This window comes from Burkholderia sp. WP9 (assembly GCF_900104795.1).
GTDB lineage: Bacteria > Pseudomonadota > Gammaproteobacteria > Burkholderiales > Burkholderiaceae > Paraburkholderia.
Map to the genome: position 1 here is coordinate 68,677 of NZ_FNTG01000004.1, position 14,822 is coordinate 83,498.

Annotated in this window: 9 protein-coding genes and 5 pseudogenes; 11 read left to right on the forward strand and 3 right to left on the reverse strand. The window is 59.7% G+C overall.

Going from position 1 to position 14,822, the window contains the following annotated elements; genetic code table 11:
* Window positions 1-109 precede the first annotated feature (109 nt).
* The 3 genes and pseudogenes from BLW71_RS38590 to BLW71_RS43050 form a co-directional block, all read left to right on the forward strand.
* On the forward strand, window positions 110-1,177 hold the full coding sequence (locus BLW71_RS38590) for an SGNH/GDSL hydrolase family protein (RefSeq protein WP_091809799.1): 1,068 nt from the start codon (window positions 110-112) through the stop codon (window positions 1,175-1,177).
* Window positions 1,178-1,307: 130 nt separating this feature from the next.
* The gene (locus tag BLW71_RS38595; RefSeq protein ID WP_091809801.1) at window positions 1,308-2,771 is read left to right on the forward strand and encodes a paraquat-inducible protein A; all 1,464 of its coding nucleotides are present in this window, start codon (window positions 1,308-1,310) and stop codon (window positions 2,769-2,771) included.
* Window positions 2,764-3,352, forward strand: a pseudogene (locus tag BLW71_RS43050) (mammalian cell entry protein); the annotation flags it as partial. The gene BLW71_RS38595 and the pseudogene BLW71_RS43050, both read left to right, overlap by 8 nt.
* A 269-nt stretch (window positions 3,353-3,621) precedes the next feature.
* On the opposite strand, the gene BLW71_RS38600 reads toward BLW71_RS43050, so the two are convergent.
* Window positions 3,622-3,951, reverse strand: coding sequence for a helix-turn-helix domain-containing protein (locus BLW71_RS38600; protein WP_286162265.1), 330 nt, complete (start codon window positions 3,949-3,951; stop codon window positions 3,622-3,624).
* A 2,196-nt stretch (window positions 3,952-6,147) separates the two neighbouring features.
* Between BLW71_RS38600 and phbB the strand changes: the two genes are divergently transcribed.
* The 3 genes and pseudogenes from phbB to BLW71_RS42615 form a co-directional block, all read left to right on the forward strand.
* Entirely contained in the window at window positions 6,148-6,891 is a 744-nt protein-coding gene (gene phbB, locus BLW71_RS38615) for an acetoacetyl-CoA reductase (RefSeq protein ID WP_091809807.1), read from the forward strand.
* 273 nt (window positions 6,892-7,164) lie between these two features.
* The gene (locus tag BLW71_RS38620) at window positions 7,165-7,431 is read left to right on the forward strand and encodes a hypothetical protein (RefSeq protein ID WP_091809809.1); all 267 of its coding nucleotides are present in this window, start codon (window positions 7,165-7,167) and stop codon (window positions 7,429-7,431) included.
* A gap of 749 nt (window positions 7,432-8,180) precedes the next feature.
* Window positions 8,181-8,536, forward strand: a pseudogene (locus tag BLW71_RS42615) (ISKra4 family transposase); the annotation flags it as partial.
* A gap of 44 nt (window positions 8,537-8,580) precedes the next feature.
* Here BLW71_RS42615 and BLW71_RS38635 read toward each other — a convergent pair.
* Entirely contained in the window at window positions 8,581-9,483 is a 903-nt protein-coding gene (locus BLW71_RS38635; RefSeq protein ID WP_091809815.1) for an aspartyl/asparaginyl beta-hydroxylase domain-containing protein, read from the reverse strand.
* Window positions 9,484-9,897: 414 nt separating this feature from the next.
* On the opposite strand from BLW71_RS38635, the pseudogene BLW71_RS38640 reads away from it, so the two are divergent.
* The 4 genes and pseudogenes from BLW71_RS38640 to BLW71_RS38650 all read left to right on the forward strand — a co-directional run bounded on the left by BLW71_RS38640 (window position 9,898) and on the right by BLW71_RS38650 (window position 13,882).
* Window positions 9,898-11,009: pseudogene (locus BLW71_RS38640) on the forward strand (IS110 family RNA-guided transposase).
* A gap of 574 nt (window positions 11,010-11,583) precedes the next feature.
* Entirely contained in the window at window positions 11,584-11,733 is a 150-nt protein-coding gene (locus BLW71_RS41920) for a hypothetical protein (protein ID WP_177205235.1), read from the forward strand.
* Window positions 11,734-11,855: 122 nt separating this feature from the next.
* Window positions 11,856-12,805: pseudogene (locus tag BLW71_RS38645) on the forward strand (YncE family protein).
* 69 nt (window positions 12,806-12,874) lie between these two features.
* The gene (locus tag BLW71_RS38650; RefSeq protein ID WP_091809816.1) at window positions 12,875-13,882 is read left to right on the forward strand and encodes a sterol desaturase family protein; all 1,008 of its coding nucleotides are present in this window, start codon (window positions 12,875-12,877) and stop codon (window positions 13,880-13,882) included.
* Window positions 13,883-13,958: 76 nt separating this feature from the next.
* Here the strand turns inward: BLW71_RS38650 and BLW71_RS38655 are convergent, their stop codons facing one another.
* A complete protein-coding gene (locus BLW71_RS38655; protein ID WP_091809818.1) occupies window positions 13,959-14,324 on the reverse strand; it encodes a hypothetical protein in 366 nt (121 codons plus the stop codon).
* A 198-nt stretch (window positions 14,325-14,522) separates the two neighbouring features.
* Between BLW71_RS38655 and BLW71_RS43055 the strand changes: the two are divergent.
* Window positions 14,523-14,687, forward strand: a pseudogene (locus BLW71_RS43055) (ISKra4 family transposase); the annotation flags it as partial.
* Window positions 14,688-14,822 lie beyond the last annotated feature (135 nt).

Here is a 14,822-nt window from a genome sequence, read left to right on the forward strand (position 1 = left end):
CTGGCTGAGATTGTGACACATCTCCCCCGTGCAACGCTCAAGCATCGAGGTAGTGCTTACCGCGCAACAAGGTTATTCTTCGATACACCACACTACTCCGGAGCGTCCCATGCAGACAGTCCGTCGTTTCGTGTTCCTTGTGCTGACATGCAGTGTCATCAGTTTGCCCCATTCATCGAACGCATCGGCCGGTTCTGCCGATCCGCAACGAAGCCTCATGCAGGTCGTCTCGTTCGGGGACAGTCTTTCGGACGTTGGCACTTACGCGTACGCCCGACAATTCGGCGGCGGCACCTACACCACTAATCCGGGCGCCATCTCCGTACAGGTTATCGCGGAACATTATGGGTCGGGCCTCACGCCCGCGTTGACAGGCGGCTTCGGGCAACCGAGCGTCGTTCATCCGGAAGGATTTGGCTACGCCCAAGGGGGCGCCCGAGTCGCCGGGCCGCCGAACCCCGGCGACGCAACGGGCGACACCGGCGAGTTACAGACGCCACTGACCTCTCAGGTGGCCGCCTATCTTCAGTCGCGTACACGATTCACCGGCCAGCAACTCGTACTGATGCAAGGCGGGGCCAATGACGTTCAGGATGCGTATGGCGCATGGGCGGGAATGGTTGCGAACGGCGGCGATCCGGGCGCCTCTTTGCAGGCAGTGGTAGCTTCGCTGAGACAGGCGGCGCAACAATTTGCGGGATTGGTGCACAATGTGCAACAACACGGCGCCACACATATCGTTGTGCAAAACGTACCGGACATCAGCAAGGCGCCGATCGCGAGCCTGCTCGAGCAGCAACTGCCGGGCTCCGCAAAAGTGCTTCGGCGTCTGGCGCAGGTATTCAACACCGCGCTGGATGACGCGCTCCCTTCATCGCCGGCTGTGCTGCGGATCGACGCGTTCACGTTCATTGATGAAGTATCAAAGAACTATCGCCAACTTGGTTTTCGCTTCGACGGGAGCATCGGCGCCAACGTAGCATGCGCGCCGGCAAACCTGCCCCCGGCATTTCAAGCCGATGACACCAGCGCGCTCTTCTGCTCGCGCTCAACGTATGTCTCCCCCCATGCTGACAACATCTACATGTTCGCCGACGCTTATCATCCGACGACTCACCTGCAAAAACTCATAGCGGACTACGTCGTGGTCCAGATCGACACGTGGTTGCACGAATAGGTTATCGCTCTAACACTTCGTTGCCCCGAACGACAGCCCGGCAACGAAGTGCCTCTGCATCGCGAACAACATCATGACCGACGGCAGCGCCCCAGTATCGAACACACCTGTCCGCGCCCAGGATTGACCGATGCAAATTGACGAGCTGATCGGATGCCCGGAGTGCGACATGTTGTTCCATAAGCGCGCATTGCCCTACCGCACGGCCGCAAAATGCACCCGCTGTGGCGCCATGCTTTACCCAAGCTTGTCGGCCAACCTGGACAAGGTATGCGCTATCACGCTCGCCGCGCTGATCACGTTCTTGATCGCGCAGGCGTTTCCCATCGTCGAGCTCGAAACGAACGGCATCTTGACCGAGACGACACTGATCGGCGCTATCGTCGTGTTGTGGAATGAGAATATGGAGGCGATCGCCTTCATGGTTTTCTGCGCAGCGATCCTCTTTCCGTTCGTCGAACTTGTCGCGATGCTATATCTCTTCGTACCGCTGCGCGCGGGCTTTGTCCCGGTTGGCTTCGATCGGGTCTTGCGGGCGATCCTTTTTGTGCGGCCGTGGGGGATGATCGAGGTTTTTATGCTCGGCGTGCTGGTCACCCTGGTAAAGATGGGGAGTATCGCGCGGGTGATTCCAGGGCCAGCGCTGTTTGCGTTCGGTGCGCTGACGCTTTTGATCGCGCTTATCCTTGCGCTGGATCCGCGGGCACTGTGGGACGTTGCAGAGCGGCTAGCAAATCGCGGCGCGACGTCGTATTCGCCATCGAACCGCCTCCCATCCGGGTCGCCCCCGGCCCTGCAAACCAGTCTTCCATTCGATTCCCTGCTGGACACGTTGCCACCGTTCTTGCGCATGCACGGCGGACCCCCCTGGCGCGACCGACGAATTGCCGAAGTTATGAAAGACGCGCCCGACCCGATACCCCACGGCGTTGACGACGTCGAACAACCCCAGCCCGAGCCCGTTTATACCACGGTCACGCGCGCGGGCCGTATCGCCTGCCATACCTGCCGCCGCTTGCAATCGCGTGCGCTCGGCGTCGAGCGCACGCGCTGCACGCGCTGTGGTACGACCGTGCATCGGCGCCATCCCGATAGCATTGCGCGGACCTGGGCGCTTCTCGTCGCCGCCGCTATCCTTTACATCCCCGCAAACGTGTATCCGGTGATGCACACGTCGTCGATCGGCGGCTCGGAGGACGACACGATCATGAGCGGCGTTGCACTGTTCTGGGATTCTGGCGACTATCCACTCGCGGGCATCATCTTTATCGCCAGCGTTCTCGTGCCGATGCTCAAGCTCGGGACCCTCGCATTGCTCACCTGGTCGGTACAGAGCCGCTCGACCTGGCGCCCGCGCCAGCGCACGACGCTCTTTCGGATCGTCGAAAGGGTCGGCCGCTGGTCGATGCTCGACGTCTTCGTGATCACGCTCACCGTGGCGCTCGTACGTTTCGAATCGATTGCCGTCATTACTGCGGGTCCGGGGGCGATCGCGTTTGGTTCAGTGGTCGTCTTGACGATGCTCGCTTCCCTGCAATTCGATCCTCGGCTGATATGGGACAACATCGAACCGTCAGGAACAAAGCATGACTAGCCCGCAAAGGCCGAACGAACCTGAGCAAGCCGAATCCCGCAATGAAGCGGGACCCGTAACTGCCTGAACCAGCGATCGAACTGCGAAGCCGCAGGTGGCCGTCGCTTGTCTGGGTGATTCCGCTTGTCGCGGCGCTGATCGACAGTGCGCTCGTTGTAACGTCGGTCGGTCGGCGCGTACCGACCATCACGATCATCACGATCAGCTTTGTGAGCGCGCAAGGCCGGGAGCCAGGGGGCCGCGACACTTAAATACAAGGACGTCGATGTCGGCATATTCAAGACGATCACCTTGTCGAGGTCATGCGCGCGTGCTCGTCGATGAGCAACTCACAAGGAAGCCTCCGACTTCGCCGTGAATGACCCGCGGTTCTGGGGCGTGCGTCAGCGGGTTGCGGCGAGTGGCCTCACCGGCCTCGGTACCTTGCGCTCGCGCGTATACATTCGGCGCAAGACGAAGCCCACTTCGTCGGGCCGGAATGGCGGCCCGCCGTGACGGGTGACCAGAAAAGCCGCAAGTTCACGCTGCGCGCCGAGTCGCTCCGAACGATCGACATCGGCTCGGCGATCTACTATCGTCGCGAATAAGACGTTGGGCAAAGCGCAAGCCGCCTGCAACTGGACTCGCCGCTGCAGGGCGAAGTTCATCAGGCGCTGCAGGAACTCACGCGAACGCTACAATCGCTCGATGCGCTCGCCGATTATCTGGAACGTTATCCGGAGTCGCTGATGCGCGGAAAATCAGGCGATGAGCGATGAGCGATGAGTGATGAGCCTGGGCCCGGCGGAGGCTGGACCGGTCGTTGTCGTGTTTTCCGCCCTCGCCGCGCACAGTACGACTCTCGCTCCATCTACTGTGCGACCGACTCGCGCGTCCACAGGTAGAAAGGCAACGCCAGTTGATCTGGCATCCGTTCAATGATCAGCTTGCGGATGTTCACGGCTTGCCGATGCGTCGGGCGGCCGCTTCCCGGTCGGCGGCCACGTTTGTCGGGCCTCGGCGCCCTCAAACCGCCTTCTCGTGCCGATTTCATCCAATTGCCAACCGCGCGCAGGCTCACGCCATACGTTCGGGCCGCTTCGACTCGCGTCATACCGCCGCGCACCGCCTGCACCACCATCTTCCTCAGGTGCGCCTGCGTAGCCTGGTCCAGTTTTCGGGCATCAGTTTTCGTGTTCATTCCCCTCTAACGCACAAGGCAGTATTTGGTGCACCTGTCAGTAAACCTATGCTATTCGGCTGAAATCGTGGCGGACTACGGTCCATAGGAGCACGAAACTCTATCGAACAAGGCTTCGCCGGCCAGTGGAGAGCCGACTCGGATCGTGACGATGACCTTGAGTTCGATCGACCCGGGCCGTCGCCGAATCCATCGACGTTATGCGAGGTGTGCCCGGCTGGCGTGTGGATGGCGGCACCACGCGAAGTGAAATACTACTGCACATGTTCACGTGGAAGACTACGGAGCCAACCGATTTGACGCACTGCGACGGGCTGGCAATCGCGATGGAGAGGGGAAGGAGAAGGAGGACGGGATGCATCAAGCGACATACAAGGCGACGAATCAAGTGAGCATGGCAAAGAGCAGTTGGCGGAGCGCGGCGAAGGTTGGCGCACGGTGGCTCAGCGGATGTAGGCGGCGTATGAGCACGCGTACACTGCAGAACGCGCAAGGCTTATTGCCACGAGCGCGGAAAAATTCGCGCGAGGAAAGTCTGGCCTCAAAAGAGGCCGCAAACTCGCCCGCGATTTCGACGCGGATGCTGAGCCGCGCCGTCTGGCTCAGGTCGAGTCGCCGGGTGGTGTTGCGTCGCTTTCGTTTGGCGGTCCACCGGCCCGTGCTCAAGGCGACGTTGCCGATGGGGCTGGCGGCTCACGCGGTGCATGGCCGCGCATGGCGTCGCCCGATTCACCGGGCGTTGCGGATCACCCAGACCGTTTCGATGGAGCTGATGGGACTTGCGAGCCCTTTGACGGGTCGTAGGGTGCGACCGAAGCCTCACGCAGCATGCCGGCGGTCGCGACGCCTGGCGACGTCGATGTATTGCAACCTGATGGCAACCCATCGCAACTAACGATCTCCCCGCGACCCACCATCGGGCGCAAAGCCGATTCGGTGCGCGACCGGCTCGCACGCAACCTGGCTGAAGTCTGTGCGGCACGCACCGATGGCACGCGCTCGGAGTTTCAAGAGATCAAAAGCCACGCTCGATGCGTACCGGCTTCTCGCGGCTCTTTCGCACTCGCACGGGCTGATTGTCACCAAATACGAGTGACGAAGGGGCGCGACGCTGTAGACCGGATTCAGGCGAAAGCCCGCCATTCCGCATTGGCAAGGAGCTGCCCATTGGCTCCGGCTGTCACCGGGCCGTTCGAGCGTTGGCGGTGCTCAGACAACTGCCTTTCACAAGCGTGCGTTTCGCACGAAACTAAGGGTATCTACTTAGCGATCCCGCAGTTTGATCTAACATTTTCTGGTTAGAATTAACATTCCAATATTTACTTGTATGTAACTGCATACACGGCAACGGCCGCAGCCGAAGATGTCCCACCAGCGGCATCGTCAGAATCGCGTCATGTTTCGTCTGTTTAATGTCGGGTCAAGAGGTGCTGAGCCGGGTTGGACTGCCTTCCGGTTGTTTCGTCATACTAATGATGGCGCTGCAAGCGAAAGCTCTGTCCGATCGGGACGCTCCATTCTGGCAGAAAGCGTCGCGCGCCCGAAGGATATGAAGCCCGGCACAGCCGGAGCGGACTGGCTGGCGTCGCCGTTGCGCCTTGCCCAGTCCGCTGCCGGGGCGACGCTGTCGTACCAGCAGCATGTCCATGACATTGCGGACTCGATCCAGTCCGCCTCGGCGAGGACCGTCGAGGCACAGTACGACCAGTTCAGCCGCGACGTACTTGGCCCGCATCGATGGCTAGGCCAAGCATGCGCCGGCGGGTTCAGAGACAGCTGTCATCGCCCTGAAATCGGCGTTTTCGACGGCCAGCGACGCGGCGGAGACGGTGCGCAAGTCGGTCCGTAGCGTCGTAGAAGTTGCGCAGGCCAATGTTTCTGCGATGGCTGCCGGAACTGGCGGGAACGCTGCGTCGCAGTCAGGCACTTGCGCCGGGAAAGCGTAAAGCAGGACAGGCAGCCCCTTCATTTTTGAGTAGTGCGTCTGCGCGGCTTGTTATAGCTCGCTGGCGCACCAGACTTCATTCGCGCAATACCACAAGCCTACAAAAACCCGCGCAATTGAATCAATGCTGAAGCCGTTACCTCCCGCCATTCTGGAGGCGGCAACACGTTGTGGCAAAGCAATGGCGGGTTGTGCGAGACGGCCATTGGTATTCATGATCCTCGCAGTTATTATGATCACGGATGGAAAGGATGACGAAACGAATCGCTGTAGTAACGGGCGGTATGGGCGGCCTCGGAGAGGCGGTCAGCACGAAGCTGCATGACGCGGGTTATGCAGTTGTAGTCACGCACTCGCCTAACAACACCGGCGTAGCCGAATGGCTGGCTGGCATGGAAACGCAAGGCCGGAACTTTCTCGCGTACCCGGTTGATGTATCCGACTACGACTCATGCCAGCACTGCGTGGCCAGAATTCAGGTTGACGTTGGCCCTGTTGACATACTGGTGAACAACGCCGGGATCACGCAGGACATGACACTCAGGAAGATGGAGAAGGTCAACTGGGACGCGGTCATTCGCACCAATCTGGATTCGGTATTCAACATGACCAGGCCGTTGTGCGAAGACATGGTCGCACGCGGCTGGGGGCGCATCGTCAACATCTCGTCCGTCAACGGTTCGAAAGGGTCAGTCGGCCAGACCAACTACGCCGCGGCCAAGGCGGGCATGCACGGCTTCACCAAATCGCTGGCGCTGGAAGTGGCGCGCAAGGGCGTAACCGTCAACACGATTTCACCGGGCTATCTGGCGACGAAGATGGTCACCGCGATTCCGCAGGAGTTCCTCGATACGAAGGTCCTGCCGCATATCCCGGTGGGGCGTCTGGGCAAGCCCGAAGAAGTGGCGGCGCTCGTGCTTTACCTGTGCTCGGACGATGCCGGCTTCGTGACTGGTTCCAATATCGCGATCAACGGCGGCCAGCACATGCAGTAACGCGACGCACGAACCGGCGCGAGACATTCACGCAACACCCTGTGCTTCGATGAAAGGAAGGTGTCATGAGTGAGACCTGGATGGGCCTGATCATTGGGGGCTCGGCTCTCAGTATCGCGATGCTCATGGTGATTGATCACTATCGCCGTGAGCGGACACGGGCAAGAATGCTACGGCATCTGAACCAGCATGAGTGGTGGCATCAAACGCGCAGGCGAGCGTGAGCGCACCGCCCGTGCGGATAACAGGACAAAACATTGAGAGGGCTGGAGGATGACACCGGACATTGCCGGGCTATTGACTGCCACAGGCCATCAGATCACGGTTCGTACGAGGAGCGGCGGCATGCGGGTCGCCGCGATCTGGCAGGTGCTGATGCCGCTCGCTTGTAACATCGAGCGCGTCCGGATTGTGACTGGCAGCGAAAGTGGTTTCGAGGACATGACGATATCGTTTGCCGAAACGTTCTCCGGGTCGCTGAACGCAGTTCTCAGACAGTTCGAGAAGATGACGTGGGTGGCCACCGCGGAGCTTTGCTAAACATTCCCGGTGCCGTGCGCGTGCGACGGGTCAAGTCGATGCGTCGGCCGGGGCGCATCACGGGTCCGGGTTCGCATGGTCGTCGTTCAGCAGGGGGCCGCCTGCATTGGTTGTTTGACAGAAACAGGCTCAATTGAAGTCTGGCGTACGGACCGGACCCAGTCGGTCACCACATGAGAGAAGTGGATGAAAACAGGAATCAAAAAAGGGCCCCGAGACATGGAGAGTCCTTATACGCCCCGAACCGCCGAGGACGCGATTGCCCATCTCGAACGGATCCTGTCAGCGGATGGCGCAGATTCATTGTTCAGCCGGACCTACTGGCGCGCACGTGTTCAGCAGGTGAGCGCTACACGAGGGCTGACTCCGCAGCAGCGGGCCAGGCTCGAGAGACTGCTTGAGTCTCTCCCTTCCCTGGTTCGGGGCGAAGAGGCATCGTAGACCCGTAACCTTCAGGCGCGTCGAATGCCGGTTGGCAAACGTCGCTGGTTAAAGCTCGCACCTCGAATGGCGCATTACGTTGGGGCTTCGCCGTCAGCGGCCATTCCTGACGACCGTTGCACCTTGGCAACGGCCATTGCGGCGGTGCTGTGTTGAAGGGCAGAAGTAGGCGAGCGCGCCATTCCGGAGGCTGGCGTCACCGACCGGTTTTTCGACTATCAGGCGCGGCGTTGCTTTTCCTGCGGGCACGCAGTAGCGTGGGAACGCTCACCCTTGGTTGTTCGGCGGCCTCCCGGTCGGTCAGTGACCTGGCAGATGACCCGGAGGTGCTGGAAGAAGATAATCTGGCAAACAAGAAGAAAATGCTCAACGCAGCGCGTGAATTCCGTAGCTATATCGAGGCCAACCAGGCGTTTGTCCCGTACTACGGCGACCGCTACCGATGGACGAGGCGATTTCTGCGGCGTTTGCCGAATCGTCCGTGAACCAGGTGGTGAGCAAACGCTTTGTGAAAAAACAGCAGATGCGTTGGACCCAGCGCGGCACGCATCTGCTGCTGCGGACCCGCGTACAGGTCCTGAATGACGATCTGCGGAAAACCTTCGGTCGCGGGTTTCGCGGAATGAGAGCGGAAGAGCAAACGGCGCTAAATGAGGCGGCATAGAGTTCCTCAGCGCCCAGAACGGCGGGCGCTCCCGTGAGAGCGTATCAGTGCCAGAAAATTGCCAGCGTGATTGCGCCGAAGAGACCCCATTTGGCTACGTAATAGACGGTGCGGTTCCACGCCTTCAGCGATTTGCCGGCTCGCCGGACGGCATAGATATAGTAAAACGCGCGATTCAGGCCGCCGGTGCGGTCGCCGATCTCATTGGGCGATGTCGCTGCGCGCATCAGAAATCCGCCCACTGTGTTCATCAGCTTTTGCGCCCAACCGTACTTCATGGGCCGCTCGATGTCGCAGAACAGAATGATGCGGTCCTGCATCGTGGCGTTCGCCGCGTGGTGCAGGTAGGTTTCGTCGAACACGACGTCCTCGCCGTCGCGCCACGAGTACGGAACACCGTCGACGACGATCGCGCAGCGGTCGTCGTTTGGCGTGATCAGCCCGAGATGATAGCGCAGCGAGCCGGCAAACGGGTCGCGGTGCGGATTGAGCGAGCCGTTGGCGGGCAGCATGGCGAACATCGCCGCCTTCACGGACGGAGCGCGCTGCAGGATCTCGATCGTGCGCGGACACAGCGCCGCCGCCGACGGATGCGGATGGTCATACCACTTCAGATAAAAGCGCTTCCAGCCCGTGCGGAAAAACGAATTGAAGCCGATATCGTTGTACTTTCCCGCGGCCTGGATGCGGCTCGCTTCCTGAAGCGCGAGCGCCTCTTCACGAAACGTGTGCCATTCGGATTTGAGTGCTGCGAGTTCGGGAAAATGTCGCGTCTCGATATAAGGCGCGTTCGGTACCTTCGAAAAGAAGTACGCGAAGCAATTGAGCGGCGCCATGAAGGTCGAATGGTCGCCTAGCTGTCGGAAGAAGCTGCCGTGACGCGCCTTGCCGCGCCAGTGGATATAAACCGCACAGAGCAAAAATAGAATCAGAACAATCCAGCGCATCGAGAGACTCGCCAATTAGTCTTGACTGATGTGATTTTACAAACACTTACGGGTTTTTGTCAGTCTCGCTCACACTGAACCGCCATTTGAACGGTCGTCTGTGTGACCGTCTTACAGTAACCAGCTTTAACAACAGGCCTGTCGCGCGTGCGGAAGTTGCCTGCACCTCACCCCGCACGGCGGCTCGCAGTGTCGATTCCTTCCCCGTCACCAGGATGAACCGCTAATCGGGAGGCGCAATATCTCCAGAGCTTCACACCCGACCATTACCGGTCACGCATGTCTGGATAGATCCTATGTACGGTAAGGCGGCGGCGACCGGGGGGCCATATTGGTAAAATCAGCGTGTCGTGGAGTTCCTCACAGGAGGGCGTCACGTATACACAGGAAACGCAAGGCAACGTAACAGAAGTAGTGCTGGCCGTATCGCTTGAACTGGCGGCGGCAAAGTGGAAAGTCGCGCTGCATGACGGGCATCGAGAAAGCCCGTCGATTCACACGGTGGCACAAACCGAGCCTGCCGCCCGTCTGCAGGCCGTGCTTACGCTGATTGCCACCCAAAAACAGGCATGGGCACTGCCCGACAACACGCGCATCGTCGTGAGCTACGAAGCTGGCCAGGATGCATTCTGGATCTTCAGGGCTCTGCAGGCTCGCGGCATCGAATGTTACGTCGTCGATCCCGCGAGCATTCCAGTCCAACGCCAAAAGCGCCGCGCAAAGACCGACCGGCTTGACGTGACGAAGCTGGTCATCAACCTGCGGGCCTGGCTCGGCGGTGAACGCGACCGCATGCGCGCGGTGCACGTGTCCCCTCTGCGCAAGACGAAGCTTCGCGTCACCTGATGCGTGATCGCGGCCAACTGCAGAAGGAAGTGCTGCAACACCGTGACCGCATGCGCAAGCTGCTGGCCACAGTCGGCTGCTGGGAGAATGTCAACAGCCGTAAATTCGCCACCCGCCTCGCATGCCGTGAAGTGTGTTGTCACGATGGTGCCCCGCTGCCCAACGAGCTCCACGAACGCCTGCTGCGCGAGTGCGAGCAGCTGGCGCTGGTCGAGAAGCAGGCGGCCGCCCTGGAAAAGGCCTACCACCTCCACCTTCCCGAACGTGTGCGCGAGCGTATTGATCATCTCACACACCTGCGCGGCATCGGTCCGGTTAGCGGCTCGAGACTTGCACTCGAGCTCTTCTGGAGGCACTTCGCCAACCGCCGCCAGGTGGGTGCGTGTACCGGCCTGGTCCCGCAGCCCTACGACAGCGGCGAGACCCAGATAGATCAGGGGATCAGCAAACAGGGCAACCGGCGCGTGCGCGCCTTACTGATTGAAACGGCATGGACATGGATACGGTATCAGCCCGCCAGCCTGCTCACCCGCCGGTTTAACGAGCGCACGAAGGGCACTGGCCCCAACCGACGCGCTCGACGTATTGCGATCGTCGCGGTGGCACGCCGCCTGGTCATCGCGCTATGGCGCTACCTCAAGGACGGTGTGATTCCCGAAGGCGCTGAACTCAAAATGTGATAAGGATACCTATCAAATCGGGTAGCGCAGCAACGGATCAAATGAAACAGATACTTGCCGGTCTGAACGGAATATGCCCGAGCAGTTGCCGGGTTGCTCGATAGCAACCGAACGATATAGATGGGGCATACTCCTGGTGAACCTTCCAGCGTAACGCGCATAGGATGCGGCCGGCTGTCCGCCGGCGGATAGAAGGCGGTGAGACGTGAAGGTCTCACGTGCGCAACGCGCTTCAGACACTTGCGAGATAGTTTCGTCCCCCAATGCGCCTGCATGACGAGGACCTAAGATGGCAGAAAATGTACTGATCCCATGAAGAGACCGGGAACCAAAAAAGCCTTGACTATTTTCTCCTCATAGAAGGCAACTGCTGGCCGTCCAGCAGGTCGCAGCCCCAACAATCAACGTCTCGAAAGCCGGGGACGACAAAACGAAGAAGGGCTTTACCGCCGACTACTATGCCGCATAAAGCGCGGCTGACGGCGACACGTGTCGCACCTGCTCGACACACTTACCCGTCGCCGGCGGCATTCACGCAGTGCTACTATTTGAACGTCGCCGTACGTTCTTCGGAGTGGAATGGACCGAAGACTTTATCGTGAAGGCAGAAAACCAACTGTTCGATGGCCTGGTTGCCCGGCAATTTCTGCATCTGGCCTCGCCTGCCGTGTCATCGGCGGCGGCGGTTCAAACGTTGGAGAGTGACAGTCTCGACCGAGACTGACGAACGTCCGACATCTTTATTACATCCACATCAATGTATTTTCCCGCCTGAATACGATCCAAATGCCATTTTCTATCGTTTCCATTACAAGGATCGGAGCGTTCGCCGCGTCGCTGTGCGGCATGCTAGCCATAACGAATTGCGCGAATGCCGCTGATAGCGTCATCGTGCTCGATTCCGGTGAAGCGCAACTGACGCTGATCGACGAGGCCACGCACAAAATCATCGGTACGGAGCTGACCGGCAAGGAACCGCACCATTTGATGATCACGCCTGACGGCCGCTCCTGATCGTTGCCGATTCGGTGTCGAACAACCTGATGTTCGTCGACCCGCATACTGGTAAGGTGCAGCGCACCGTGGAGGGCATCGAAGACCCATATCAGCTAGGCTTCTCTCCGGATCACAAATGGTTCGTCACAGCGGCGCTGCGCATGAACCGTGTCGACATCTACCGCTACGACGGCACGAATATGGCGCTGGCCAGGCATATCGAACTGGCGAAGACGCCTAGCCACATGACGTTCGCCTCCGACAACCGCACCGTGTTCGTCACGCTACAGGATTCCGGCGAACTGGCAGCGATCGATCTGCCGACCCAGAAAGTGCTTTGGAAAATGCACGTGGGCAATGAACCCGCAGGTCTGTGGATGACTCCCGGCGACCGCTACCTGCTGGTCGGCATGACCGGCGAAGACGACGTGACGGTGGTGGACTGGCACAAGCAGCAGATCGTCGAGAAGATCCACACGGGCCGTGGCGCGCACAACTTCCGCAACCTCGACGACGGCAAGCATGTAGTGGTCTCCAATCGCGTCGACAGCACCATCAACATCATCGACTACACCACGCTCACCAATGCCGGCGATATCACAGGCCTGATGCCCGGGCCCGACGATATGGAACTAACTCCCGACAGGCGCTATCTATGGGTGGGATTCCGCTTCGCGAAGCATGTGGGCATCATCGATCTGACCACCCGCAAACTGATCGAAACTATTGCGGTGGGCCGCTCGCCGCACGGTATCTTTTTCGACAACCGTGCGCCGGTCGTGTCGCCTAATCCAGACTAGGCGGGACAATTCCTTTCAAACTTGCCGTGACATCAGCACTGGCAGAACGGGTAAACCACGAGGCTTTTGATGTTTCATGAAATCGTCGCACAACTCGACAACATGGTGTCCGCGCTGCAGACGCTGCTATATGTCGACGTTGTGCAGCCGTTCTTCTATCGCTTCGGCTTGATGGGTTACGATGAAGACACCTATGACGCACTGTACTGGGTGATCATCGGCGTGCTGGAAATCGTGGTGTCGTATCTCGCGTTACGGCCACTTGAAGCGCTGCGTCCCATCGAGCAGTGGCAGGATCGCAAGGCACTGCGCGCGGACGTGATCTACACGTGGATCGCCAAGCTCGGCATCATCAACATTGCGTTCTTTTTCATGTTGCAGCCGCTATTCGATCACTGGCAGAGCCTGATATCGATCTACGACATACCGAACATCGATATCGACAGCCTCTGGCCAGGCGTGACGGATCAGCCAGTCGTGTCGTTCCTGATTTACCTGATCGTGCTCGATTTTGCCGGCTACTGGTATCACCGCTGGCAGCATCGTTTCGGCGTGTGGTGGGAGTTGCATGCGGTGCATCACAGTCAGCAGCAGATGTCACTGTGGGCCGATGACCGCAACCACTTTCTCGACGACATCATCCAGGCGGCGTTCTTCGCGGCGATCTCTCTGTTTATCGGCGTGCAGCCGAACCAGTTCGTGGTGCTGGTCGCGGTCAGCAACTTCATGCAGAGCATCCAGCACGTCAATGCACGCCTGCCGTATGGCTGGCTGCTCGAACGCATCATCGTCAGCCCGATCTTTCACCGCCGTCATCACGCGGTGGGCTACGGCCATGAGGGCACGGCTTACGGCTGTAATTTCGGCGTGCTGTTTCCATGGTGGGACATGATGTTCCGCACCGTTTCATGGAGCCCCGCCGTCGAGCCGACCGGCATCCGCGACCAGCTACCCGTGCCGCATGGCTCAGGGCGTTCGTATGGCGACGGATTGATCGCGCAGCAGTGGCTCGCGTTTGGCCGGCTTGTGAAGCGTCTGCGCGGGCAAAGGAACTACGCGGACGGTGCCGTGGAGTGAGTGCAGTTGACGCCGCCCACTTTGCTGTTGCGGACGCGCAAAGCGTCATGATGATTAGCCTTGTTCTTTTGTGCCACTAGTGCTCGGTCGGACCGGTCGGCATAACGACTAGCACGTCGCGCAGCGCATCGGCGATGGCAGCGCGAGTCGCGCTGCATGACCTGACTCCATTCAGCATGAGTTTCTCGCCGCTTGCCTGCGTGTTCAGCTTATGCGTGAATTCGGCACATGTAAGCTGGTCGTCGGGCGGAATGAAGTGAAACTCTCCTGCGGGCCAATGCCTTTCCATCACCACAAATTCCCATGCGCCGTTGTCCGCACACCCCAGAAAGCTGGCAAACAGCTGACGGTGCGGGTTTTCCTTGAAGAACGCGCGGGTATCCTTGAGGATCCGTGCCAGGTGTGCGGGCGAGCCCCGCTTATGTTTCGCTGCTGTCGACATTCTGGAGGCTCCTTCCGGCAGATTCGTTTGCTGACAAGCGAGATGTTACCCAGAAGCAGGATGCTGGCGCCATCGTTCAGCGCGACAAGCGGAATCACGCTCGCAGGTCAGACGTTCGACGGCTGTCGAGATGGTACACCCCGTAGGTAAGGAATTCGCCGAGTGTGTAGAGGAGAGCGCGCCATTCCGGGGGCTGGCGTCACCGACCGGTTTTTCGACTGTCAGGGGGCCTTGCCTTTGCTGCGGGGCGCGCATCTGCTGCGGCAAACTCGCGTGCAGGTCCTGAACGACGATCTGCTGAAAATCGTCGGTCGATTTCCCGGAATGAGCGCGGAAGAACCAGCGGCGCTAAAGGAGGCGGCATGGAGGCTCCTTACCAATTCGGAATGGCGCGCTCTCCCAACTTTAACGAACGCATCCGGCGGCTGGGTGCCTGGCTAACGAGCGGGTCCATTGCCGATAACCCCCAGCCCGAGTCGTTATCGGGAGATTGCCTGC